The sequence below is a fragment of the Staphylococcus sp. HMSC069D12 genome, from assembly GCF_001810405.1.
In the GTDB taxonomy this organism is placed as follows: domain Bacteria; phylum Bacillota; class Bacilli; order Staphylococcales; family Staphylococcaceae; genus Staphylococcus; species Staphylococcus haemolyticus.
Genome location: NZ_KV801108.1, coordinates 328,401 through 353,521, shown reverse-complemented (window position 1 = coordinate 353,521; position 25,121 = coordinate 328,401). Strand labels below are relative to the sequence as shown.

Below are 25,121 nucleotides of genomic sequence, written 5' to 3'. Positions count from 1 at the left end.
TATAAGTATGATTTAAACAAACAAGGAGGAATTTTTTGTGGTTGCAAAAATTTTAGATGGGAAACAAATTTCTAAGGACTACAGACAAGGTTTACAAAATCAAGTTGAAGCTTTAAAAGAAAAAGGTTACACACCAAAATTATCCGTAATCTTAGTAGGTAATGATGGTGCGAGTCAAAGCTATGTAAACTCTAAAAAGAAAGCTGCTGAAAAAATCGGTATGATTTCTGAAATTGTTCATTTAGATGAGGATACTTCTGAAGAAGATGTATTAAAAGAATTAGACCGTTTAAACAATGATGATTCAGTAAGTGGAATATTAGTTCAAGTACCTCTTCCTAAACAAGTAAGTGAACAAAAAATCTTAGATGCGATTAATCCTGAAAAAGACGTTGATGGCTTCCACCCCTCAAATATCGGTAAGTTATATATTGATGAGCAAACTTTTGTTCCATGTACGCCACTAGGCATTATGGAAATTCTTAAACATGCTGATATTGATTTAGAAGGTAAAAATGCAGTTGTTATTGGTCGTAGCCATATTGTCGGTCAACCAGTATCAAAATTATTATTACAAGCTAACGCTACAGTAACTATTCTACATTCACGTACTAAAGACATGCATAGCCATTTGAAAGATGCTGATGTTATTGTCAGTGCAGTTGGTCAACCAGGTTTAGTAACTAAAGATGATGTAAAAGAAGGCGCTGTTATTGTTGACGTTGGTAATACTCCAGATGAGAATGGTAAATTAAAAGGTGACGTTGAATTTGAAGAAGTTAAAGAAGTTGCCGGTGCAATTACGCCAGTTCCAGGTGGCGTTGGCCCATTAACAATAACTATGGTGCTTAATAATACATTATTAGCTGAAAAAATGCGTCGTGGCATTGAATAATATAATTATTCTTACTTAAACTATATGTATGTTGAGTAAGTCGTTTAAATTTCAATTAAACAAAGCGAAATAAAAGCACAGGGATGATGTTTATTAAATATCATCCCTGTGCTTTATTCATTTATAATTTATACAAAATCATATTAATAAATATCTATTTCAATATTAAACTGCAACACTTAATTTTGGTACAAATGTTTCATAATGAATATGACTTTGATCAACATCTAATGCTTTTAATACTTCAATAACAGATTGAATGAATTTAGCACCACCACAAACATAAATCTCTGTATTTTCACTTATATATTTTTCTAAGTATTCTTTAGTTAAATAGCCATTTTTTTCGCGATCATAAAGTTCATATTTTGCTTTGTCTGATTTTTGACTAATATTTTCTAAATATGAAGTGAATGGTGTATCATTGACATCTCCAGTTACTTGAATAAATTGAGCATTACTATCTTTAACAACCACTTCATTAAACATTGAAACTAATGGTGTAACACCGATACCCGCACCAATAAATAATTGAGGCTTTTCAGGATTTGCAACCGCAAATGGACCTACGGGTGCTGATAAATTAATTTTGTCTCCTTCTTTTAATTCATCATGCAATATAGTTGAAACTTCACCTTCATGGTCAGTTGTCACATCACGTTTAACAGCAAATGTTAAACGCTCGTTTTCTCCAGATACAATTGAATAATGTCTTTTTGCGCGATATGGCATTTTTTCACTACTTACATCCACAGTGATGTATTCACCAGGTGTAAATTGACTTAAATCATAGTCAGTAGATTTAACTGTGAAAGCTTTGATATCTGAAGATAATTGTTCGATTTTTTCGATTTCAAAAGGTTGGAAACCTTCCCAAAGCATACTAGCATAGATATCTTTTTCAACTTGAATAAACACATCTGCGATTTCTTGATAAGCTTTCTTCCAAGTTTGTATGATTGGATGATCATCTTCTAGTCCTACTACTGCCTTTATTGCTTCTATTAAATTTTCTCCAACAATGTCATAACCTGCTGGCGGAACTTCTAATGCACAATGTTTATAAGCGATTTCTTTAACTACAGGCATGATGTTGCCTAAATTATCAATATTAACAGCTGCTGCTAAAACACTTTGCGCTAATGCAGTTGATTGAAATCCTTTTTGTTGGTTCGTTTGGTTAAACATATTTTTTAATTCTGGATGTTGATTGAACATTCTATTGTAAAAATATGAGGTTATTTCAGTCCCTTTCTCTTGTAATACTGGTACCGTTTCTTTGATAATGCCTTTTTCTTTTTCATTTAACATGAAAGTCACTCCCATTTAGTTAAATATTTCAAACCTTTTCCAAATTCATTCTATTCCAATTTGCAAAATTTTTAAATCAATTGTAATTAAATTCACAAATTCTTCATTTTACATAATCTTAATATATATTTTTCTTCTTATTATTTAAATTCTTAAAATAATACGATATATTAGGACTATAGTATGATGTTTATTTTCAGAATATATTGTATAGTTTAATTAAATTACTCAATGACTTTATTTTTTTAACGGAGGTTAACTTAATGAATAAACTAATCCAGTCACTTTCAGCGCTAGGCGTCTCCGCAACTCTAGTTACCCCCAACTTAAGTGCAGAAGCAACAACTAATCACTCCCCGGAGCTTAGAGGTGTGAATGATATCGTAATCGAAAAAGGCCAAAATTATAATCTACTAAATGGAATTAGTGCTTATGATAAAGAAGATGGTGATTTAACACATAAGATCACTGTAGATGGTCATGTTGATACTTCTAAAGTAGGCAAATATAAAGTGAAATATAATGTCATTGATTCAGATGGTGCAGAAGAAACTTCAACTCGATACATAGAAGTTAAATAATATGACAAATTTTTGAGATGAGATGAATAATCTCATCTTTTTTTGTGTCAAAAACCCTTGAAAACATTGAAATTGATAACGTTTCTCAACTGCATGCGTATTTCACTTAAATTTGTCATTTTTCACAGAATAGACACATAATTTTAACAAATCTTACATTCCCCGTCATTCCTATTGTTTCTAGTTGTTTCCTATATATAATTATAATTTTTTTCGGATAAGTACTTGTAAATATTGCGTAATAAACTAAAATTAATGATAAGCCCTACATTTGTAGTATTAGGAGGTCAAAAAAGTGTCAAAATTTAAGTCTTTGCTTCTAATGTTCGGCACGCTAATTTTACTTAGTGGTTGTTCGAATGTTGAAGTATTTAATGCAAAAGGGCCAGTAGCAAGTAGTCAGAAGTTCTTGATTATCTATTCAATCATCTTCATGCTTGTTATTGTTGCTGTTGTACTTACTATGTTCGCTATTTTTATTTTCAAGTATAGCTACAATAAAAACAGCGAAACTGGTAAGATGCACCACAATTCTTTAATTGAAACAATTTGGTTTGTGGTACCTATCATTATCGTAATTGCTTTATCTATTCCAACAGTTAAAACTTTATACGATTATGAGAAACCACCAGAAAGTAAGGAAGATCCAATGGTTGTATACGCAGTAAGTGCTGGATACAAATGGTTCTTCGCTTATCCAGAACAAAAAGTTGAAACGGTTAATACTTTAACTATTCCTAAAAATCGTCCTGTAGTATTCAAATTACAAGCTATGGATACGATGACAAGTTTCTGGATTCCTCAACTAGGTGGTCAAAAATATGCCATGACTGGCATGACAATGAATTGGACTTTACAAGCCGATCAAACAGGTACTTTCAGAGGTCGTAACTCAAACTTCAATGGTGAAGGTTTCTCTCGCCAAACGTTTAAAGTACACTCTGTAGACCAAAGTGAATTCGATTCTTGGGTTAAAGATGCTAAGAGCAAGAAAACACTTAGCCAAGATGAGTTCGATAAACAACTCTTACCAAGTACACCTAATAAAGAATTGACATTCAGTGGTACTCATATGGCATTCGTTGACCCTGCAGCTGATCCAGAGTACATCTTCTACGCTTACAAACGTTACAATTATGTTCAAAAAGATCCTAACTTTGTAGCTGAGAAGGACTTATACAAAGATGTTACTGATAAACCACAAAAACCAGCTCGTAAGGTTCAAATCACTAACGCTAACTATAAGCGTCATGGTATGAAACCTATGATTCTTGGTAACAATGATCCTTATGATTATGAATTCAAGAAAGAAGAAGATCATAACTCTAAGGAAATGGAAAAAATCAGTAAAAGTGCAAAAGACGAAAATGCGTCTAAATTTGGTAGCAAAGCAGACAATGATCATGGAGGTGGACATTAATGAATTTTCCATGGGATCAATTGCTCGTTAAAGGTAACTGGATGATTACAATGGCACAAATTGGTGCGCCATTCCTAGTTATTGGTTTAATCGCAGTAATTACTTACTTCAAGTTATGGAAATATCTTTACAAAGAATGGTTCACATCCGTAGACCATAAAAAAATCGGTTTAATGTACTTAATTTGTGCCGTACTTATGTTCGTTCGTGGTGGTATTGATGCATTACTATTACGTACTCAATTAACAATTCCAGATAATACTTTCTTGGAATCAAATCACTATAACGAAATCTTCAGTACGCACGGCGTTATCATGATTATCTTTATGGCTATGCCATTCGTATTTGGTTTATGGAACGTAGTCGTTCCACTACAAATTGGGGCTCGTGATGTGGCGTTCCCAGTTATGAATAACATTAGTTTCTGGTTATTCTTCGTTGGTATGATTTTATTCAACCTTTCATTCATTATTGGTGGTTCACCAGCGGCTGGTTGGACAAACTACGCACCATTAGCTGGTGAATTTAGTCCAGGCCCAGGTGTTAACTATTACCTAGTCGCAATACAGATTTCAGGTATTGGTACTTTAATGACTGGTATTAACTTCTTCGTAACAATACTTAGATGTAAAACACCAACAATGAAATTCATGCAAATGCCTATGTTTACTGTAACAACATTTATTACGGCTTTAATCGTAATTCTTGCGTTCCCAGTATTCACAGTTGTACTTGCATTAATGACTACTGACCGTGTATTTGGAACTGCATTCTTTACAGTTGCCGATGGCGGTATGCCAATGTTATGGGCAAACTTCTTCTGGGTATGGGGGCACCCTGAGGTTTATATCGTTATCTTGCCTGCATTTGGTATTTATTCAGAAATTATTCCAACATTTGCTCGTAAACGTTTATTCGGACACCAAAGTATGGTGTGGGCAACTGCTGGTATCGCATTCTTAAGTTTCTTAGTTTGGGTTCACCATTTCTTCACAATGGGTAATGGTGCTTTAATCAACTCATTCTTCTCAATTTCAACAATGTTAATCGGTGTACCAACCGGGGTTAAATTATTTAACTGGTTATTAACATTATATAAAGGACGTATTACGTTCGAGTCACCTATGCTATTCTCATTAGCCTTCATCCCTAACTTCTTATTAGGTGGGGTTACAGGTGTAATGTTAGCGATGGCATCAGCTGACTATCAATACCATAATACTTATTTCTTAGTAGCTCACTTCCACTATACATTGGTTACTGGTGTTGTATTTGCCTGCCTAGCTGGTTTAATCTTCTGGTATCCTAAGATGATGGGTTACAAATTAAACGAAAAATTAAATGCGTGGTGCTTCTGGTTATTCATGATTGGATTTAACGTATGTTTCTTACCACAATTCATTCTTGGATTAGACGGAATGCCTCGTCGTTTATACACTTATATGCCTTCTGATGGTTGGTGGTTATTAAACCTAATCTCTACTATTGGTGCATTATTAATGGCTGTTGGTTTCCTATTCTTAGTAGTAAGCATTGTATACAGTCATATCAAAGCTCCACGTGAAGCTACTGGAGATAACTGGGATGGTCTTGGACGTACTTTAGAGTGGTCTACTGCTTCTGCAATTCCACCTAAATACAACTTTGCTATCACTCCAGATTGGAATGACTATGATACATTTGTTGATATGAAAGAACATGGTCGTCATTATTTAGATAACCATAATTATAAAGACATTCATATGCCAAACAATACACATACAGGTGTAATTATGGGTATATTCATGTTATTAGGTGGTTTCTTCTTAATCTTCGAAACTGTAATCCCTGCTGCAATCTGCTTAGTAGGTATTCTTGGTTCATTAGTTTACCAAAGTTTCGTACAAGATCATGGTTATCATATTCCTGCTTCTGAAGTTGCTGAAAATGAAGCTCGTTTAAGAGAAGCTCGTATTAAAGAAAGGGAGGCTGTAGGTCATGAGTCATGATACAAATACTGTTGATTCACGTACGCACGAAGGTCAATTAAATAAACTTGGCTTCTGGATTTTCCTTACAGCCGAATTCTCATTATTCGGTACTTTGTTCGCAACGTTATTAACGTTGCAACATGGTGGCGATTATGCTGGCAAAATGACAACAGAATTATTCGAGTTACCGCTTGTATTAATTATGACGTTTGCCTTATTAATTAGTTCTTACACATGTGGTATTTCAATTTATTACATGCGTAAAGAAAAACAAAACTTAATGATGTTCTGGATGATTCTTACTGTCCTTTTAGGTATAGTGTTCGTTGGATTCGAAATTTACGAATTTGCTCACTATGTTTCTGAAGGTGTAACACCACAAATTGGATCTTATTGGTCTAGTTTCTTCATCCTATTAGGTACACACGGTGCTCACGTATCATTAGGTATTGGTTGGATCATTTGTTTATTAATTCAAGTGGCTACACGTGGTCTTAATAAATTTAATGCTCCTAAATTATTTATTGTAAGTTTATACTGGCACTTCTTAGATGTTGTTTGGATCTTCATCTTCACTGCCGTATATATGATAGGGATGGTGTATAGCGGATGAATACAATCGTAAAACATACAGTCGGCTTTATTGCCTCAATCGTCTTGACGTTATTAGCAGTTTTCGTAACTCTATACACAAACATGACATTCCATGCTAAAACAACAATCATCTTTGGCTTTGCTTTTATTCAAGCTGCAGTTCAATTATTAATGTTCATGCACTTAACTGAAGGTAAAGATGGTCAAGTACAATCGTTCAAAGTTATCTTTGCGATTATCATCACATTAGTGACTGTTATTGGTACGTATTGGGTTATGCAAGGTGGACATTCTCACCACTTATAATTTAATATTTATCTCACACAAAGAACCTGTTATGAAACTCGTCAAAGTTTCAAACAGGTTCTTTCTATATGCTTTCATTACATACCTTATTTAAGTTATCTTTAATTTAAATCATTTATTGTGAAGGAGATGCATTTGAATAATGACTTTACCTATAATCATAGATACTGATCCAGGAATTGATGATGCTGCTGCATTGAGTGTTGCCCTATCACATCCATTCTTCAATGTAAAAATGATTTCCACAGTCAATGGAAATGTCAATATAGAAAAAACGACTGCTAATGCTCTGAAATTGAAAGCCTTCTTCAATAGTGACGTACCTGTTCACAGAGGTTCTGCAAAACCGTTAATTAATAAAGCAATAGATGCAAGCCAAGTTCATGGTGAAAGTGGTATGAATGGATACGACTTCCCATCTATATCAAATGACCAATTAGCTTCTACTAACTCAATAACTGCAATGAAGGAGATACTTTTACATTCAAACACCCCTATTACGCTTATAGCGTTAGGTCCACTTACGAATATTGCTCTATTGATAAGTACGTTTCCTGAAGTTAAAGATCATATTAAAGAAATTGTCTTAATGGGGGGAAGTTCAGGACGAGGTAATGTAACGCCACTTGCAGAGTTTAATATCTATAGTGATCCTGAAGCAGCGCATATTGTTTTTGAGAGTGACCTTCCCATCACTATGATTGGACTTGATTTAGCACGACAATCGCTGTTAACTCATGACTATTTAGCGTCATTTGAACATATGAGTAGAACAAGTTCAATGCTCTATCAAATCTTTCAACATTATAAAGAGAAAGACTTCGCTAAAGGGTTAAAATTATATGATGTCTTCACAGTATTATATTTACTTGATCCTGAAAGCTATGAAACGATACTAGCTAGTGTACGAATTGAATTACATGGCACATTGACCAAGGGAGCTACAGTTGTTGATTACGACTCCCCCTATCCAAATTGTAAAATTGTTACTTCAAGTCTAAATAAGAACTACTGCTCAATTTTTAAAGACACAATTAAATAATTCATTTTAATTAAAAAAGCTATAACAAAATGCATCTTTATTACATTTCGTTATAGCTCTCTTTATTTGGTTTCATAAATATTTTGACCAAGTAATTGATAATAAATATGAGAAATAATTGACTCATTTGACACTTTAGAATAATCAACTTTATTCGTAGCCAGTACAATAATATAATCTTCATTAAAATATACCGTAAATATTTGACCGAAAAACACACCATTAATTCGATTGACTTGAGGAGTCGAATAGAATCCATATCTATAAGATTCTGGATATTTAGTGCTCCCAATTTCTTGAAGTAAAGATGTTGTAACTGCTTGATTGAAAATATTATTTTGCTGTAAATCATTAACTAATCTAGCCATATCATGTGTAGACATAAATAAATTTCCTGCACCATAATATTGATCTAATACATTCGGATTCATCGTTTTTAGTTTATTATTTTTTACTTTATATCCAGTGGCCATATTCTTTTTATAAGGCTTTTCATTAAAGAAAGCACTATGCTCTAAATGATAGGGTTCTGCTAGTAATTTATAATAATTTTCCACATAAGAATGATGTGTTACTGCTTCTATAACTTGCGCAAGAACTAGATAGTTAGAATCGTTATATAAATGCTTATGATAATATTTACTATTAATCCCTCTTCTTTGAATATCATGAACTGCCCCATCTAAACTCTTTGTATTAGGATTAGCATTAAATTTATATAAACCACTTCTATGTAACATTAAATCTTTCAATGTAATTGTTTTATTTGTCTTAAACCATGGCAAATACTTAGTAACAGGGTCATTAATATTAATTTTGTTTGATAATTCTAAGTGTTTGAGTACTAAGCCAGTAGTGAATTTTTGAGCTGATCCAATTAAATACATCGTATTTGCATTGCTTTTTTTCTTACTGCTAATATTTTGATAACCATACCCTTTATCAAGCATTAATTTTCCATCTTTTAAAACTGTAATTGATCCATTGAAATGAACATTTTTTAAATACGTATTAATTTGTTCAATATTATCATCTTTTGCTTGAACCGTTTTGAGCTTATCAACTGTTTTATGGCTTTTATCACGATGTTCTATATAAGCCTTATTATCATTAACATTGTTATATTCACTGTCCTTAATACTATAGTTAGTAATTTTAATGACGAATAATATAATGAGAAGTATTAAAACAATTAATACTAAAATAAAAGCTATAATTTTTAATTTGTTATTTTTCATGGGGTCCCTCTTACGTCTAATATAGAAGTATATCTAAATTAAAACCTATTCTATCTAAATCATTTTTTATTCGTTTAATATTTTATATTATATAACACAACACCATTGAATTCATCTTACTTTAATCATACAGTTATAATTTTTTATTACATCGTACTTTAGTATGATAAAGTATTATCTAATATTGCTTAATCATCTTTTGTAAATTCTATTTTAATAATGTAAATTTTGTATTAAACTTAAAGTTGTAATTCTCTCCAAAAAGTAATACAATTTAAGGCTATGAGAGTATACATTATATATAATTGCACCATCCTTACAACTTTGAATACAAGCAAAAAATATAAATTTATTTTTGATTTTATACTTCATGTTAAATAAAAATGTAACGATTTTTATTTTTCAAATCATAAAATCTCTTATAAAAGATAATATGTATAGGAGCAAATGCTATGAACCGATTTTTAAAATATTTTATGATGTTACTTACACTAGTACTAATCGTTGTTCCTGTAATTTTTATCATCAATTTGTATAAAACTTCTGAAAGTGCAATGCAAGCCTCATATGATAAATCTGATTCGAAGCGTCAATCAAACATACGCGAAGGAAAAGTAAACCCTTCTAAAGATGCAGTTTCAATCTTATTTTTAGGAATTGATGATAATGAAGGTCGTCGTAAAAATGGCCAAACTACAGAACATTCAAGAACGGATTCTATGATTCTTTCTACCCTCAGTCCTGAAAAGCGTCAAATACGATTACTTAGTATCCCACGTGATACGATTAGTTATATACCAAAAGTTGGTTATTACGACAAGATAACTCACGCACATGCTTACGGAGGACCTGTAGCTGCTATGGATTCTGTCGAGGCGACATTAAACGTTCCTGTTGATTATTATGTACGAGTAAATATGGATGCCTTCGTTGAGGCAGTTGATGAACTTGGCGGTATTTATTATGACGTCCCTTACGACTTAAATGAGCCTAATACAGACGATAGCGGTAGAATTAAAATTAAAAAAGGCTATCAAAAACTTAATGGTGATGAAGCGCTAGCCGTTGCAAGAACACGACATCACGATTCTGATTTAAAACGTGGCGAAAGACAAATGGATTTAATTAAATTATTATTCCAAAAAGCTAAGAGCCTTGATTCATATGATAAATTAGATGATTTAGTACAAATAGTTGGAAAAAATGCGAAACATAATTTAACTTCTTCTGAAATCAAATCTCTAGCATCTATGTACTTATCTGATGACATTGAATTTAAAAAGTCTCAACTCAAGGGTAAAGATGATTACTTACAAAATATTTACTATTATAATCCGAGCGTTAGTAGTATTATGAAATATTCAAATATATTGCGTTCTGATTTAGGACTATCTAAAATAACAGATAAGGATGAATTCTTAGATCAACGCGTTATTAAACATTACGGTACACTTGTACCACTTACACCTCTTGATCAGTCTTTATTGAAAAATAATCAAAAAGATTCATCTTCTTCTGATGATAACAACAAGGATTCAACAAATTCAGATAACAATAATAATATACAATCATCTGAAGAAAATAGTTCAAACTCAAATGAAGGTATTGACCAAAGTAGTCAAGGTAGTACTCAAAGTGATAACTACAATCAGACAAATAGTTCTGATTCATTCAATAACAATCAAGATCAAATGAATCAAATTTACTAATTGAGAGGAGCATAAACTATGTCACGTAAAACATATGAAAAAGCTGCTAACATTAATGGTATGTTTAATGTTTTAGAGCAACAAATTATTCATAGCAAAGACATGGCATTATTTAGAAGTGAATTCTTTTACGTTAATCATGAACATCGTGAAAATTTTGAAGCATTATTAGTCTACTATGGTGAAAATTCTGTTAATCCAATTGTAAATGGTGCGTGCTACATTCTTGCTTTACCAGAAATCTTCAATAAAGTAGATGTTTTTGAATCGGATTTACCGTTCTCATGGGTTTATGATGAAAATGGTATTACTGAGACAATGCAAAGTATTAGCGTTCCTCTTCAATATCTTATTGCGGCAGCATTAGAAGTTACTGATGTAACATTATTCAAGCCTTCAGGTTTTACAATGGGCATGAATAATTGGAATATTGCTCAAATGAGAATATTTTGGCAGTACAGTGCGATTGTTCGCCAAGAAGCCTTATAATAAAACAATTTCCACTCCTTTTTACAAATTTGCTGTAAAAAGGAGTTTTTTTTATATCTTTAAATCATATAGAATAACTTTATACTTTTATAAATTTTATTTTTGAAACTTTTAATAATTACATATATATGGGGGAATTAAGATGTTTGAAATAGTAAAAAACAAAGATATGTTATCAGAATGTTTTTATATTAGAAGAGAAGTATTTGTGAAAGAACAAGGTGTTCCCTTGGAAAATGAATTAGATTCATTTGAGGAAGAATCTACACATATTATTGGCTACGACAAAAATCATGTACCTTTTGCATGTGCGAGATTTAGACCTTATAACAACGCAGCAAAAGTAGAAAGAGTTGCTATTTTAAAACCTTATAGAAAAGATGAGTATGGCAAAACAATGATGCACGCTATTGAACGTTTTGCAAAAGATAAAGGATACAATCAATTAGTTTTAAATGCTCAAGTACAAGCTCAAGGCTTTTATGAGAAACTAGGTTATATTCAAACGGGCCCAGTTTTTATTGAGGAAAATATCGATCATATAAAAATGTATAAGAATATTTAAACTATTTATATTCTAAATTCATAGAGTACTTGTAATTAATTAAATAGACTATCTCATTTTTTTAATAGTAGCTTAAACTAATGTATTTTAAATTATCTGTGCTTCGTAATGTAGTCCTTAGTAAAATCATAATTTGTTTACTATATGTAAGAAAGTATTAAAGTTAGTTTACAAATAAGTTAAATCTAATCATAGCCTTAATTTAAATACTATAATGAATTTGTAATATTAATAATAACGAGGAGTAACAAAATGACCAAAAAGTTTAATTTAAAATTTCCTTCGATGATTGCGATTACATTATTTGGTGCTGCATTTACTTCACAACATGCACATGCAGCTGAAGCTAATCAAAATTCGAATAATACAAATAATGTTATTGATGATCAACAAAATATAGAAAATGCTGAGCAAGCTAAAAAAGAAGTAACTAATTCAGCTCAAAATGTATCAGGGGTACAAACGTATCAAAATCCTTCTGATGTTAAAGCATCTGTTGCTACAGTAAGCAAAACGTATGATGCTAAATTAGATAATTTAACTTCAACAACACAGACTCAAGATCAACAAAGTACGCAAAATCAAAGTATTGCTAACACAAACGCTACTAATTCAAATAGTGAGCTAGCTAATGTTAAAGATAGCAAGCAAGAAGTTTCATCTTCAAATAAATCTGATCAAAAAACTAATATCAATAACACACAAAGTAATACTGATGCTAATAAGAAAACATTGCAAGCTTCTAAAAACGCTTTATCATCATCTCAAGTTCAGCCAAATAATGATACGTCTGCTAATAGTAATCAAAACACTACACAAAATGTTAATAATCAAATTGATGAAAGTAGCTCTAACTCACAACAAGAGAATAGTTTAACTTCATCAAATAAGAAGCAATTGAATTCATCAACTGTTACTCCATCACAATCTAATCAAATGACTCAGTCTAACAACCAAATGGAGTCTAAGCAAAGCAGTGATAAGAGAGTTAGTACTTATAGTAATAATGATAATAATTCAACTCAAATAAACGTAGATCAAGCTAAAACATCACAAGAAGCTAATACTAAGAATGCATCAGCATCAAAAACAACTCAAACATCTACATCTAACAGTACACAATCAGGTTATTCTGGATTTAGATCTGTTGGTGGCAAAGGTGGTCCAGCAACTTCAGTAAAAACAGTTAAACGTTATGCAGCTAAAGCAACTACATCATCTTTACCGAAATATAAACCACAAGTAAGTTCATCAATCAACAATTATATTCGTTCGAATAACTTACAAGCACCTAAAATCGAAGAAAATTATTCATCTTATTTCCCTAAATATGGATATCGTAATGGTGTAGGTAAACCTGAAGGTATTGTAGTTCATGAAACGGCTAATGATAACTCAACTATTGATGGTGAAATTAATTACATGAAAAACAATTACAACTCAGCTTTCGTTCATGCATTTGTAGACGGTAACCGTATTATAGAAACTGCCCCTACTGACTACTTATCATGGGGTGCGGGTCCAAATGCTAATGATCGTTTTATAAATGTTGAAATTGTTCATACACATGACTATGCTTCATTCGCTAAATCAATGAATAACTATGCAGATTATGCTGCAACACAATTACAATATTATGGATTAACACCTAATAGTGCTGAAAATGATGGTCAAGGTACAGTTTGGACTCACTATGCAATTAGTCGATTCCTAGGTGGTACAGACCATTCTGACCCACACGCTTACCTACAAAGCCATAACTATACTTATAATGAATTATACGATTTAATTAATGAAAAATATTTAATTAAAACAGGCCAAGTAGCACCTTGGGGTACTACTTCAAGTAGTAGCTCATCTAATACCAATAAAGGTGGTTCAAGTAATAGTGGTTCAACTACTACATCACCAAAATTAACTGTTAAGTCAAATAGTGGCTTAGCTCAAATTAAAACTGATAATAGTGGTGTTTACACAACAGTTTATGATGATAAAGGTAAAGCTACTAACCAAGTTCATAACACTTTATCTGTAACTAAATCTGCCACACTTGGTAAAGATAAGTATTATCTAGTATCTGACTACAATAGTGGTAAAGTGTACGGTTGGGTTAAGCAAGGAGAAACCGTTTATAATACAGTAAAATCTCCTGTAAAAGTAAACCAATCATATAATATAAAATCAGGTGCTACGCTATATACAGTGCCATGGGGTAACTATAATCAAGTAGCTGGAACTGTTTCAAAATCTAATACAGCGCCATTTAAAGCAACAAAGTCTCAACAAGTTGGCACAGCCACTTATTTATATGGGTCTTTAAATGGTAAAAATGGATGGGTTAGCCAAGCATTTCTATCTAATATAACTAAACCAGCTTCTGGAAGTAAAACACCTACTGTAGATAATACTTTAAAAGTATCGAATCTTAAGAATACATTAGGTCAAGTTTCTACTAAGAATAAAGGAACGTATACAACTGTTTATGATAAAAATGTGAAAGCTAACGCAACTATTGGTGGAAAAACGTACAACATAACTAAGAAAGCTACGTTGAAAAATAAAGATTATTACTTAATTTCTGATTATAATGGTAATACTTCACGTGGTTGGGTACCTGCTTCGGAAATTTCTGTTAAAACTACAACACCTAACAAAACTAATGCCACTTATTACGATATTAATGGAAATGCAAATATTTACGACACACCTTGGGGAACAGCTAAACAAGTTAAAGCTACAGTACCTTCAAGTGGTAAACAGTTAAAATCAATTGATAACCTTAAAGTTGGTAACGAAACGTACTTACACGGTGTAATCAACAATGTTTGGGGTTGGATTAAATCAACTGATGTTAAACAAACACCTAAAGTAAATGCTAAATTTGCTGTAAACACTAAAGCTACTAAGCCATCTACTGCATCAACTCAAACTGTGTCGAAAGTAGCTCAAGTTAATGCGAACAACAGCGGTGCACGTGCAACTGTTTATGATAAAACAGGTAAAAATGCAACTAAGTATGCTAATCGTACTTTCAACGTTTCTAAAGAAAAAACAATTGATGGTAATACTTTTGTGTTACTTCAAAATACTACGACAAATACACCTTTAGGTTGGTTCAATGTCAAAGACTTGAAAGTTCAAAACTCTAGTTCTGAACAAAAAACATCTGGTACTTATAAAATTAACAACAAAAATAATGGTCTATACTCAATTGCGTGGGGTACAAACCAACAACGTTTAGATAATAAAGATTTAGCTAATAAATCAATTAAAGTATCTAAATCAGTTGTTATTGGAAACACAACTTATCTATACGGTACAGTTAACGGTAAAACTGGTTGGATTGCTAAGAATGACTTAACTTCATCAAATACTTCATCAGATAATGGTGAAAAATATCAATATGAATTTATTATCAACACAACTAATGGTTATTACTATGATGACCCTAGTTCAGCTAAAGCAACTTCATTAAAAGCTTTTAATGAACAAATTTTCCAAGTAACAATTCGTAAAGTCGCTAATGGTAAAACTTGGTATTATGGTAAATTAAGTAATGGCAAATATGTATGGATTAAAGATACTGATTTGAAAAAAGAATTAGTTAAATATTCAAAATCATATAGAACATTAAATCAAGCTGTATCACTTCAACAAAATGCGTACGGGGCTCCACCACAAGTTCAAAGAAATGGTTATGGTTGGTCAAACGCGACTTATAGTGAAATTAAAAATGCTATGAACACAGAAAAATTAGCTAAAGATGATACGCTTAAATACCAATTCTTACGCTTAGATCGCCCGCAAAACCTTTCTGTAGCAAGTTTGAATCAATTACTTAAAGGTAAAGGTGTTCTTGAAAATCAAGGTCAAGCATTCAGTCAAGCTGCTGCTACTTCAGGTATCAATGAAATTTACTTAATTGCACATGCATTAATTGAAACTGGTAATGGTCAATCTCAATTAGCTAAAGGTGCAAACATCGTAAATAACTATGTTACTACTAATAGTGCTACAAAATATCATAATGTATTTGGTATAGCCGCTTTTGATGCTAATCCAATATATAATGGTATTAATTATGCTAAGCAAGCTGGTTGGAATTCAGTATCTAAAGCGATTATTGGTGGTGCTAAATTTATAGGTAAAGACTATATTAAAGCAGGCCAAAACACGCTATATAAAATGCGTTGGAATCCAGACCACCCTGCTACACACCAATATGCAACTGATATTAATTGGGCTAATTCTAACGCTCAATATTTAAAACAACTTTATAATGAAATTAAAGCTGTTGGTAAATATTTTGATATCTCAAGCTATAGCAAATAAATAACTATATTTACTAATAAAATGAATGAGACATAAAATTCTCATTTGAATAACCAAGATTCTAGGACATTAAGTTCTTGGACAAATTAAAAAGACAATTTCTATTGATAAACTATAGAAATTGTCTTTTTATAATTATTTTATTATATATATGTTGCTAGTTCGTACAATTTTAAATATTCAATTAAAAATTATATTCTTGTGCCCATTTAACTGTACTAAAAAAGCCCTATCACTATAATGATCATTTGGCTAAATTCATTAAGACAATAGGACTCATTTATTTAAATATATATGTGACGACTATTTAGCTTATCTAATAGTTGATTTAAACTTTGTATTTCTTCCTTACTTAGACACTGACAACGCGCTTCTATTAACTCACATCTTGCCGTATTGATTTGTTGAATCAAATTACGAGCTTCTTCTGTTAGGCATAAGTCTTTGCAACGTAAATCTTCATGAGACTGTTGACTAGTTATATATCCTTTTTGCACTAATTTCTTAATCCATCTAGATACAATGGATTGCTCTCTACTAATCTTCATCGTTAAATCATATTGCGACAATCGATCATAACTATATAAAATTCTCAATAGTTCTAATTGATCATTTGTAATATCTGTACGCTGTCCAAAACGTCTATTAACCAAATTAAGGTCATTATTAGTTAGTGTAATAAGTTTTTCTAGTTGATTATACATTGTTGTTCTACTCCACATTTGTAATTGATAATACTATTATACTATGATTTTTTTATATGTCATGTACTTTCAATATTTTGTCACAATACAATTCTAAATAATTCAATTTTAATTTCATTAAGTTTTAAAGCATCTCGCTGAATATATATTTAAACTATGAATCATTGATATATTCAATTGCTATTTATAGTTAGGATTGTCCTTATTAAGGTAATAATTACCTGCTTTTAAATAACTTGCAAATGCAGACCAAAGTACATATGGAATCTGTAATAATCCAGTCACTCGATGTATTTTAAACATTGATACTGCATTAGCAACTACTGAGATAAACAACATGATACTTTCAATTAATGCAATACATCTTACTTTCTTTTTTAAATAAAGTATCGACCACAAATAGTTTAAAGTTAACTGCGTATAATGTGTCACTTTAATTCGAGTTGTCTTTTTTTATTTTTAGTAGTGATTAAATAAGAAACGCCCATTAATAAATATAATATTGGCCATACAATCGGAAATGCTTTTGTAGGTGGAGAAAATGGTGGTTTTCTAAAATTTTTGTAGTCCTGTTGTAATTCCTTTGCTATGATTCGACTGATGATACTCCCACCTACCATTGGATGTATCAGCTTAATGATGTCTTTGAACGTGTTAATATTAATCCACTCCTTTAATGTGATAACTTGCTCTTCCTATTATGCAAACACTATTCATATTTAAATCTATTTTTCTAAAATCAAATAGAATTTACATACAAATAATAGTTATTACCCAACATTTCATCCTAAATTGTTGCATTTCAATGATAATATATACTAAATTAAATACAGTTATTAATTAAAAAAGGAGACAATCGTATGTCGATGGATACAAAAAGAGATTACTTTTTCGATAACGCGCGCGCCATCCTTATCTTTTTAGTCGTATTCGGTCATATGATTCAACCTTATACTTCTGAAAGTAAATACTTATCTGCATTATATTTGTTAATTTATAGTTTCCATATGCCATCGTTTTTATTTATCTCTGGATACTTTGCGAAACATTTAGATAAACCACATTACCTAGAAAATGTAGCTAAAAAGTTAATTGCACCTTACGCTATATTTTATGCATTCTTTTCTATCTATTATTTTGTAACTGGTAAAAGTGATGCAATTCAAATGGACCCTTTTAATCCTGTATTTGCTTTGTGGTTCTTACTTACATTATTTTGTTTCCATGTCATACTTGTCATAGTACGTCGCTATAAAGCATATTATGTATTATCTGTCGCTTTGATTATTTCAATACTTGCAGGTTTTTCTGATGATATCGATGGTTATATGAGTATTTCAAGAACAATCGTATTTTTTCCGATTTTTTATGTTGGTTATTTAACAACGCGAGCTCATACTCAATTATTGAGAAATAAAAAATTAAGGCTAATTTCAATCATTGTACTTATTATATTTTTCATCGTCTACTATATACACCCTATCAATTCAGATTGGCTTTTAGGTAGTAGTCCCTATACTTCACTTGAAAATAATAATGAAAATGTGTACAGCCCATTGAAAAGACTATTGCTATACTTCGTTATCTTTGTAGCTATGTTCTCATTCCTCAATTTAATGAGTAATCATAAACGTGTTTATACTTATATAGGAAATCGCACAATGTACGTCTATTTATTACATGGTTTAGTTATAGGTATAGTTAGAGGATTGGAAATATATCCTTTTAAAGATCATATATCAGTATTCACTTACGGTTATTTAATTCTCATTTCAGTATTAATTGTATATTTACTATCGACGAACCTTGTTTGTAAATGGACGAATCCTTTGATTAATTTAAAGAAACCTTCTTCTTTTAGAGGATAATGAAAAATTAAATACAAAAGGACTTACCAAATTATGGTGACTAAAAAATATGTTATTATAAGATTATTCTAAAAATTTTATAGTAACATTTAAAGTTACTATAATTTGGTTTTTTGAGGTGTAAAAAATGAAACTATCTTTAAATACGAATTCCAAATTTTTAAGAGCACCAAGTATACGTCAGTTCTCTAATCGTATGAAGCACATTGATGATTGTGTGAATTTAACGATTGGTCAACCCGACTTTCCTATGCCAGATATGGTAAAAGAGGCATACATCAATGCGATTAAAGAAGATAAAACTAGTTACTCACACAATAAGGGATTGCCGGAAACTCGACAGGCAATAAGTAATTATTTCAAAAATAAGTACGGTTTTTATTATAGTGAAGAGGAAATCATTATTACGAATGGTGCGAGTGAAGCACTTGATACGTCATTGCGAAGTATTATCGAACCTGGTGATGAGATATTAATTCCAGGACCTATTTATGCAGGCTACATTCCTTTAGTTGAAACATTAGGTGGTAAGCCTATTTATATAGATACTACAAATACAGAATTTAAAATCACTCCAGAATTAATTGCGCAACATTACACTGATAAAACAAAAGCAATTTTGCTTAATTATCCTACGAATCCAACTGGTGTGATATTAGAACGTGATGAAGTAAAAGGCATTGTAAATTATTTGAAAGAAAAAGAAATTTTTATTATTAGCGATGAAATTTATGCAGAAAATACTTTCAAAGGTAATCATGTCTCATTTGCAGAATTTGAGGAAATTCGTGATCAACTATTACTTATTGGTGGGTTAAGTAAGTCTCACTCCGCTACCGGTATTCGTATAGGCTTCTTACTAGGTCCTGAGTACCTAATTGAAAAGTTAACATTTATGCATGCATATAATTGTATATGTGCAAATGTACCGTCACAAATCGCATGTATTGCTGCACTTAATGAAGGATTAGATGCGCCTCAATATATGAACCGAGCTTATATAGAGCGTCGTAACTATTTAGTAAGTAAATTAAAAGAATTGGGTTTCGAATTGGATGCTCAACCAGAAGGTGCTTTTTATATATTCCCAAGTATTCGTAACTATACTTCTGATGATTTCGATTTCTGCGTCAAAGTGCTTGAAGAAGCACACGTAGCAATGGTTCCCGGATCATCATTCACCGATATGGGTAAAGGTTACATTCGTATCTCTTATGCATATGACATGGATGTTTTAAAAGAGGGCATGCGTCGATTAAAAAGATTCTTAAAAGCAAACTACAGTATATAACTTTAATTAAAAAAGGACACTTAAAATAGTGGTTAACTGTCAATCAGTTTATCACTGTATAAGTGTCCTAAAATTATACTTTTTTATATTACCGTTACTGATTTATGGGAATTTAGGAAATTGATCAAAGTCTGGATCACGTTTTTCTTTAAACGCGTCACGACCCTCTTTAGCTTCATCAGTAGTGTAGTAAAGTAATGTAGCATCTCCAGCCATTTGTTGTAATCCAGCCAAGCCATCAGTATCCGCATTCATAGCAGCTTTTAAGAAACGTAAAGCTGTTGGAGAGTGTTTCATAATTTCTTTACACCATTGAACTGTTTCATCTTCGATTTGATCTAATGGTACCACTGTATTAACTAAGCCCATGTCTAAAGCTTCTTGTGCATTATATTGACGACATAAATACCAAATTTCACGTGCCTTTTTATGACCAACGATTCTTGCTAAGTAACCAGAACCATAACCAGCATCGAATGAACCTACTTTAGGACCTGTTTGTCCGAAAATAGCATTATCAGCAGCGATTGTTAGGTCACATACTACGTTTAATACGTTACCACCACCGATGGCATAACCTCTAACCATTGCGATAACTGGTTTAGGAATGACACGGATTAAACGTTGTAATTCTAATACATTTAAACGTGGGATTTGGTCTTCGCCTACATAGCCACCATGTCCACGTTTCTTTTGGTCACCGCCAGAACAAAATGCTTTGTCACCTTCACCTGTTAAGATGATTACAGAAATGTTTTGATCATCACGTGCACGACTAAATGCATCAATCATCTCAGCTACTGTTTTAGGTGTAAATGCATTTCTTACCTCAGGTCTATTAATCGTTACTTTAGCAATTCCTTCGTAGAATTCATATTTTATTTCATCATATTCTCTAAGTGTTTCCCACTGTCTAGTCATTTTGCTCCTCCTTTAAAAAACCTAATACTATTGTATCAAATTCCGCTTTATCTTCCACATGAATTGTATGACCTACATTTGAAAAAGTATGGATTTGACTGTATTTCATACCCTTATTCATAGCTTGTCCAGTTTTCACAAATTTTTGGTCTAATTCACCAGTTAAAATAAAGCAAGGTATTTGAATATTACCAATTTGTTCCCATAAATTAGGCATTTGACCAGTGCCATAATCACGCAAAGCTTTTGCTAATTTATGTGGATCTTGGGATAATCGCATTTCTCTTATAGCCGACTTTTTATCTTTATCTAGTTCATATTGCGTATAAAATAATGGTAATTTTTCCCAATCATTAACGAATACCTCTAACCCAGCAATATCTAATACTTTTGCTCTTGCTGTATCTATTTGTTGACGCTCATATCGATTATTTTCATCTTTAATTCCTGGAGAACTACTTTCAATTATCAATTTTGACAAAGAGCAATTACCGTACAATGCATAATACAAGGCCACTCTGCCACCCATTGAATATCCGAGTAAAGTAATATCATAAGATTTGTATATATCTAATAACTCATCTAATTGTGTCGTAATGTATGGAAAGTCCCAAATTACATCAATTGGTGATTGATCTTGTCCATGTCCTGGTAAATCGACTGTAAGAACATTAGCCTCTTGTGAAAAATATTGAACATCATCATTAAACGTACGACTATCACTAATAAAGCCATGTAAAAGTACTAATAACTGATTTGAATTATTTTGTGATTGATAGAAGTTATAGTGTAACATTTAGAATACCACTCAATTTCTTATATAGAATTTGATGTTGTGACATATTGTCATCTCGATTTGTTACCATTTCGTAAATATGTGAATTCATATGTGATAGCTTTTCTTGAGTGAAATCTGCCACAGTATTAAATCGTTTGAATGTAAAATCATAAAGCAATGCTGTATATTCAAAATTCAATCCAGTCGGCGTTCCAAACAAACGTTCAAAATATGCTTCAGCAGATGCTTTTTGTGGAAGATATGAGAATATACCGCCACCATTATTATTAAGTAAAACAATATTTAAATTAATATTATTAATTTTAGCCATTAAAAGACCATTCATGTCATGGTAGAATGCTAAATCGCCGATTATCAGAGTGATTTTCTTGTGTACAGCCATTCCAATAGCAGTTGATACAACTCCATCGATACCATTTGCACCGCGATTCGCATATACTTCAACTTCACTATTATAAAGTAGATTATCGACATCACGAACTGGCATACTGTTACTTACAAAAATAGCATCATCTTTAGTTAATTTATCAATTAATATTTTTACAAATGCCGCTTCATCTGTTGCATTTGTCATATGTTTATCGATTGTATTTCTAGCCTGTGATTCAAGTGTTCGCCACATGTTTATCCAGTCTTTTCGATCGACAGCTGTTTCTTCGATAAGATTTCTAAAGAAATCATTTGCAGATATTTCATATGAAATACTCGGTGGCGTTGGAAATACATCTATCTTGTCATTATTCTGCACTAAAATTTGATATGCATTTGTGCGCTTAAGCCATTGATTTAATTTTTTTGAGATAACAGGTTTACCAACTCTTATTACGAAATCAACATCTAAGTCGAGTCCTGCACGATAGTATAAATCATATGTCGTAATCACATTTGGATGATTATACTTACGTAATTGACTTAATGGATCTGCAAGTATAGGTATGTCATGCACGGTCGCATAAGTAAGTATTTGATCGATAGCTTGATGTTGCATATCACCAACTATTATTAACCCTTTTTTCTCTTTTAATATATGTCTGATGTCTTGAACATTAATATTTTTTTGATAATGCGGCAGCTTTTTAGAATAAGATGTTAGCCACTCTTGTCTTTCTAAGTTAGGTGTTAATGGCTCTCTAAATGGTAAATTAAAATGAATAGGACCTCTATGTGGACCATATAGATACTGACTTGCAATTTGCATTTGATAATAAATTACGTCTAGCACGTAATCAGTACCATCTGCTACAGGCATATCAAATTGAAAATTAACATAATTTGCGAACATATTAACTTGATTAATTGCTTGTGGTGCCCCCACACTTCTTAATTCATGTGGACGATCACTTGTTAATACAATTAAAGGTATACGACTGATTTGGCTCTCTGCAATTGCTGGTGTATAATTTGCCGCCGCAGTACCAGAGGTACATAAAATAGCTACAGGGCGTTCGCTACCTTTTATTAAGCCTAAAGCAAAAAACGCTGCACTACGTTCATCAGGATGTATCCATGTCTTAATATTAGGATGTGCTTCAAAAGCAATGGCCAATGGCGTTGATCTTGAGCCGGGACTAATTACAACTTCACGTACGCCATAGGCATATAACTCCGAAGCAAATGTATATACTTGTTTTGTTAGTGCGTCATTATGATTCATTCTTATCCACTACTCCTAAAGCATTCATCATCGGTGAAAATTTAACTGCAGTTTCAGCTAACTCACTATCAGGGTCAGAATCTTTTACGATACCACACCCTGCAAATAACGTGGTTTGATTTTGTTTTATTAACATTGAGCGTATTGCTACAATAAATTCACAATCATCATTCATGTCGATATAACCAACTGGTGCGCCGTATAAGCCTCGTGTTCCAAATTCATTTTCTTCAATAAATTTGAGTGCTTCATTTTTAGGGTAGCCACCTAAAGCTGGTGTAGGATGCATTTCATCAATTAATCCTATAAAGGAATTGTTTTTTAACTGACCTTGAATTTGAGTATATAAATGATATAGATGGTCGTTTTTTAAAATATTAGGTGAATGATTATATTCAATATTATCAACATAAGGCGTTATGTCATCTAGAATACTTTTAACTACAAAATCATGTTCACCTAAATTCTTTTTATCTTTTAGAAATGCTTGTATATTTTTTTCATCTTCGTCTATGTCGTTAGATCGCTTAATCGTACCAGCTACAGCTTTTGTAGATAGAACACCGTCTTCTACTTTTAAAAGTTGTTCTGGCGTTTGTGAAAAGAATACAGATTGATTGGATTCTAAAATGAATAAATAGCTGTTTCTTTCACTTTGTAATGCTCGATTAAGCACATAAGGTATATTAATTGGTTTATCAAATTTAATCATACGACGTCTTGCAAGAACGATTTTTTTAGTTTCATCAAGCTGAGCAATCGCATCCCTAACGAGTTCTTTCCACTCATCAACATAGATATCTTCCATTCGTAAGATATTCCCCATTGTTTCAACATGTTCAGCTTTAGCAATTTGAGTTTTTTCAAAGTAATTTACTACTTCTTTAAACTGTTCAATATCAAATTGGGCTCTTTCAACTGTATATGTCAGATAAGTAGTTTGTCCGATATTTGATATTAAAACTTGAGGTATCACAAAATGATTAATGCCAAATTCACGCCATTCATCATCAGATTTATGGCTAGAAAATTGAAATCCTCCAATGACTTTCAAATGATGCTTTTCTATATTCGGGTGTACCAATTCAATATCTTTTTTAAATTTTTCCCACTCACGAAAGATCGATTGCTTATTATCAAAGTTATTTTTGAATCTTTGAACAGCATGATAGCCGAAAAATGAAGACGTATTATCATTTAAGCGAAAATAAAAGCGATCTCCTGCCTGAGATTCTGTTAAATTGAATAATTCATCAGGTGTAAGTTCTCTATCAATTTTCACTTCAACAGATACCCAGCTTTTGTTACTTTCATATATTGACTCAATAATGTCATCTTCCTTTATATTCGCAGCCATTCATTTCACTTCTTTCATTATCTATTTTTTCTCATTACAATATTGTATCATTTTTAACTATTTATGGTGGCATAA

General features: G+C 31.9%; 22 protein-coding genes. 13 read left to right on the top strand and 9 right to left on the bottom strand.

What is annotated here, in order from left to right:
• Positions 1-37 precede the first annotated feature (37 nt).
• Complete coding sequence (gene folD, locus HMPREF2737_RS07475; protein ID WP_037549286.1) at positions 38-895, top strand: bifunctional methylenetetrahydrofolate dehydrogenase/methenyltetrahydrofolate cyclohydrolase FolD; 858 nt, start codon at positions 38-40, stop codon at positions 893-895.
• A 165-nt stretch (positions 896-1,060) separates the two neighbouring features.
• Here the strand turns inward: folD and HMPREF2737_RS07470 are convergent, their stop codons facing one another.
• Positions 1,061-2,206, bottom strand: a complete 1,146-nt coding sequence (locus tag HMPREF2737_RS07470; RefSeq protein WP_037549283.1) for a globin domain-containing protein — start codon at positions 2,204-2,206, stop codon at positions 1,061-1,063.
• Between the two features lie 263 nt (positions 2,207-2,469).
• Here HMPREF2737_RS07470 and HMPREF2737_RS07465 point away from each other — a divergent pair, with 263 nt between their 5' ends.
• The 6 genes from HMPREF2737_RS07465 to rihC all read left to right on the top strand — a co-directional run bounded on the left by HMPREF2737_RS07465 (position 2,470) and on the right by rihC (position 8,119).
• Positions 2,470-2,787: a DUF5011 domain-containing protein gene (locus HMPREF2737_RS07465; protein ID WP_011276172.1), complete on the top strand. Its 318-nt coding sequence runs from the start codon at positions 2,470-2,472 to the stop codon at positions 2,785-2,787.
• 295 nt (positions 2,788-3,082) lie between these two features.
• Positions 3,083-4,207 carry a cytochrome aa3 quinol oxidase subunit II gene (gene qoxA, locus HMPREF2737_RS07460; protein WP_037549280.1) on the top strand — a complete coding sequence of 375 codons (1,125 nt, stop codon included), beginning with the start codon at positions 3,083-3,085 and terminating at the stop codon, positions 4,205-4,207.
• Positions 4,207-6,195 carry a cytochrome aa3 quinol oxidase subunit I gene (gene qoxB, locus HMPREF2737_RS07455; protein ID WP_037549277.1) on the top strand — a complete coding sequence of 663 codons (1,989 nt, stop codon included), beginning with the start codon at positions 4,207-4,209 and terminating at the stop codon, positions 6,193-6,195. Before qoxA ends, qoxB begins: the two co-directional genes overlap by 1 nt.
• Complete coding sequence (gene qoxC / locus HMPREF2737_RS07450; protein WP_037549275.1) at positions 6,185-6,790, top strand: cytochrome aa3 quinol oxidase subunit III; 606 nt, start codon at positions 6,185-6,187, stop codon at positions 6,788-6,790. Before qoxB ends, qoxC begins: the two co-directional genes overlap by 11 nt.
• Entirely contained in the window at positions 6,787-7,077 is a 291-nt protein-coding gene (gene qoxD / locus HMPREF2737_RS07445; protein ID WP_011276176.1) for a cytochrome aa3 quinol oxidase subunit IV, read from the top strand. Before qoxC ends, qoxD begins: the two co-directional genes overlap by 4 nt.
• 142 nt (positions 7,078-7,219) lie before the next feature.
• A complete protein-coding gene (gene rihC / locus HMPREF2737_RS07440) occupies positions 7,220-8,119 on the top strand; it encodes a ribonucleoside hydrolase RihC (RefSeq protein ID WP_037549269.1) in 900 nt (299 codons plus the stop codon).
• Between the two features lie 62 nt (positions 8,120-8,181).
• On the opposite strand, the gene HMPREF2737_RS07435 is transcribed toward rihC, so the two are convergent.
• Complete coding sequence (locus HMPREF2737_RS07435) at positions 8,182-9,357, bottom strand: serine hydrolase domain-containing protein (RefSeq protein ID WP_037549267.1); 1,176 nt, start codon at positions 9,355-9,357, stop codon at positions 8,182-8,184.
• Between the two features lie 452 nt (positions 9,358-9,809).
• On the opposite strand from HMPREF2737_RS07435, the gene HMPREF2737_RS07430 reads away from it, so the two are divergent.
• From HMPREF2737_RS07430 to HMPREF2737_RS07415, 4 genes are all read left to right on the top strand, one after another.
• A complete protein-coding gene (locus HMPREF2737_RS07430; RefSeq protein ID WP_037549266.1) occupies positions 9,810-11,066 on the top strand; it encodes an LCP family protein in 1,257 nt (418 codons plus the stop codon).
• Positions 11,067-11,084: 18 nt separating this feature from the next.
• Positions 11,085-11,555, top strand: a complete 471-nt coding sequence (locus HMPREF2737_RS07425) for a DUF2538 family protein (RefSeq protein WP_037549264.1) — start codon at positions 11,085-11,087, stop codon at positions 11,553-11,555.
• 142 nt (positions 11,556-11,697) lie between these two features.
• The gene (locus tag HMPREF2737_RS07420; protein WP_037549262.1) at positions 11,698-12,120 is read left to right on the top strand and encodes a GNAT family N-acetyltransferase; all 423 of its coding nucleotides are present in this window, start codon (positions 11,698-11,700) and stop codon (positions 12,118-12,120) included.
• A gap of 252 nt (positions 12,121-12,372) precedes the next feature.
• Complete coding sequence (locus HMPREF2737_RS07415) at positions 12,373-16,452, top strand: GW dipeptide domain-containing protein (protein WP_037549260.1); 4,080 nt, start codon at positions 12,373-12,375, stop codon at positions 16,450-16,452.
• Positions 16,453-16,736: 284 nt separating this feature from the next.
• Here the strand turns inward: HMPREF2737_RS07415 and HMPREF2737_RS07410 are convergent, their stop codons facing one another.
• The 3 genes from HMPREF2737_RS07410 to HMPREF2737_RS12010 form a co-directional block, all read right to left on the bottom strand.
• The gene (locus HMPREF2737_RS07410) at positions 16,737-17,156 is read right to left on the bottom strand and encodes a MarR family transcriptional regulator (RefSeq protein WP_037535525.1); all 420 of its coding nucleotides are present in this window, start codon (positions 17,154-17,156) and stop codon (positions 16,737-16,739) included.
• 180 nt (positions 17,157-17,336) lie between these two features.
• On the bottom strand, positions 17,337-17,588 hold the full coding sequence (locus tag HMPREF2737_RS12015) for a TspO/MBR family protein (protein WP_370741134.1): 252 nt from the start codon (positions 17,586-17,588) through the stop codon (positions 17,337-17,339).
• Complete coding sequence (locus HMPREF2737_RS12010) at positions 17,585-17,776, bottom strand: TspO/MBR family protein (protein WP_370741135.1); 192 nt, start codon at positions 17,774-17,776, stop codon at positions 17,585-17,587. The genes HMPREF2737_RS12015 and HMPREF2737_RS12010 overlap by 4 nt, the downstream gene beginning before the upstream one ends.
• Before the next feature lie 240 nt (positions 17,777-18,016).
• Here HMPREF2737_RS12010 and HMPREF2737_RS07405 point away from each other — a divergent pair, with 240 nt between their 5' ends.
• Positions 18,017-19,024, top strand: a complete 1,008-nt coding sequence (locus tag HMPREF2737_RS07405) for an acyltransferase family protein (RefSeq protein ID WP_037549257.1) — start codon at positions 18,017-18,019, stop codon at positions 19,022-19,024.
• A gap of 127 nt (positions 19,025-19,151) precedes the next feature.
• Positions 19,152-20,315 carry an aminotransferase class I/II-fold pyridoxal phosphate-dependent enzyme gene (locus HMPREF2737_RS07400; RefSeq protein ID WP_037549255.1) on the top strand — a complete coding sequence of 388 codons (1,164 nt, stop codon included), beginning with the start codon at positions 19,152-19,154 and terminating at the stop codon, positions 20,313-20,315.
• Positions 20,316-20,417: 102 nt separating this feature from the next.
• Here the strand turns inward: HMPREF2737_RS07400 and menB are convergent, their stop codons facing one another.
• Genes menB through HMPREF2737_RS07380 form a run of 4 tightly spaced genes read right to left on the bottom strand, consistent with a single transcriptional unit; the run spans position 20,418 to position 25,046 of the window.
• A complete protein-coding gene (gene menB, locus HMPREF2737_RS07395) occupies positions 20,418-21,236 on the bottom strand; it encodes a 1,4-dihydroxy-2-naphthoyl-CoA synthase (protein ID WP_037549252.1) in 819 nt (272 codons plus the stop codon).
• A complete protein-coding gene (menH, locus tag HMPREF2737_RS07390; protein ID WP_037549249.1) occupies positions 21,229-22,032 on the bottom strand; it encodes a 2-succinyl-6-hydroxy-2,4-cyclohexadiene-1-carboxylate synthase in 804 nt (267 codons plus the stop codon). The genes menB and menH overlap by 8 nt, the downstream gene beginning before the upstream one ends.
• Positions 22,019-23,689: a 2-succinyl-5-enolpyruvyl-6-hydroxy-3-cyclohexene-1-carboxylic-acid synthase gene (menD, locus tag HMPREF2737_RS07385; protein WP_037549242.1), complete on the bottom strand. Its 1,671-nt coding sequence runs from the start codon at positions 23,687-23,689 to the stop codon at positions 22,019-22,021. Before menD ends, menH begins: the two co-directional genes overlap by 14 nt.
• Complete coding sequence (locus tag HMPREF2737_RS07380) at positions 23,679-25,046, bottom strand: isochorismate synthase (RefSeq protein WP_037549233.1); 1,368 nt, start codon at positions 25,044-25,046, stop codon at positions 23,679-23,681. The genes menD and HMPREF2737_RS07380 overlap by 11 nt, the downstream gene beginning before the upstream one ends.
• Positions 25,047-25,121: the final 75 nt, after the last annotated feature.

What these genes read in the sequence shown, in the direction of transcription:
- HMPREF2737_RS07470 (WP_037549283.1), bottom strand. Translation starts at nt 2,206, where the DNA reads ATGTTAAATGAAAAAGAAAAAGGCATTATCAAAGAAACGGTACCAGTA.
- HMPREF2737_RS07465 (WP_011276172.1), top strand. Translation starts at nt 2,470, where the DNA reads ATGAATAAACTAATCCAGTCACTTTCAGCGCTAGGCGTCTCCGCAACT.
- qoxB (WP_037549277.1), top strand. Translation starts at nt 4,207, where the DNA reads ATGAATTTTCCATGGGATCAATTGCTCGTTAAAGGTAACTGGATGATT.
- qoxC (WP_037549275.1), top strand. Translation starts at nt 6,185, where the DNA reads ATGAGTCATGATACAAATACTGTTGATTCACGTACGCACGAAGGTCAA.
- qoxD (WP_011276176.1), top strand. Translation starts at nt 6,787, where the DNA reads ATGAATACAATCGTAAAACATACAGTCGGCTTTATTGCCTCAATCGTC.
- rihC (WP_037549269.1), top strand. Translation starts at nt 7,220, where the DNA reads ATGACTTTACCTATAATCATAGATACTGATCCAGGAATTGATGATGCT.
- HMPREF2737_RS07435 (WP_037549267.1), bottom strand. Translation starts at nt 9,357, where the DNA reads ATGAAAAATAACAAATTAAAAATTATAGCTTTTATTTTAGTATTAATT.
- HMPREF2737_RS07430 (WP_037549266.1), top strand. Translation starts at nt 9,810, where the DNA reads ATGAACCGATTTTTAAAATATTTTATGATGTTACTTACACTAGTACTA.
- HMPREF2737_RS07425 (WP_037549264.1), top strand. Translation starts at nt 11,085, where the DNA reads ATGTCACGTAAAACATATGAAAAAGCTGCTAACATTAATGGTATGTTT.
- HMPREF2737_RS07420 (WP_037549262.1), top strand. Translation starts at nt 11,698, where the DNA reads ATGTTTGAAATAGTAAAAAACAAAGATATGTTATCAGAATGTTTTTAT.
- HMPREF2737_RS07415 (WP_037549260.1), top strand. Translation starts at nt 12,373, where the DNA reads ATGACCAAAAAGTTTAATTTAAAATTTCCTTCGATGATTGCGATTACA.
- HMPREF2737_RS07410 (WP_037535525.1), bottom strand. Translation starts at nt 17,156, where the DNA reads ATGTATAATCAACTAGAAAAACTTATTACACTAACTAATAATGACCTT.
- HMPREF2737_RS12010 (WP_370741135.1), bottom strand. Translation starts at nt 17,776, where the DNA reads ATGGTAGGTGGGAGTATCATCAGTCGAATCATAGCAAAGGAATTACAA.
- HMPREF2737_RS07405 (WP_037549257.1), top strand. Translation starts at nt 18,017, where the DNA reads ATGTCGATGGATACAAAAAGAGATTACTTTTTCGATAACGCGCGCGCC.
- HMPREF2737_RS07400 (WP_037549255.1), top strand. Translation starts at nt 19,152, where the DNA reads ATGAAACTATCTTTAAATACGAATTCCAAATTTTTAAGAGCACCAAGT.
- menB (WP_037549252.1), bottom strand. Translation starts at nt 21,236, where the DNA reads ATGACTAGACAGTGGGAAACACTTAGAGAATATGATGAAATAAAATAT.
- menH (WP_037549249.1), bottom strand. Translation starts at nt 22,032, where the DNA reads ATGTTACACTATAACTTCTATCAATCACAAAATAATTCAAATCAGTTA.
- menD (WP_037549242.1), bottom strand. Translation starts at nt 23,689, where the DNA reads ATGAATCATAATGACGCACTAACAAAACAAGTATATACATTTGCTTCG.
- HMPREF2737_RS07380 (WP_037549233.1), bottom strand. Translation starts at nt 25,046, where the DNA reads ATGGCTGCGAATATAAAGGAAGATGACATTATTGAGTCAATATATGAA.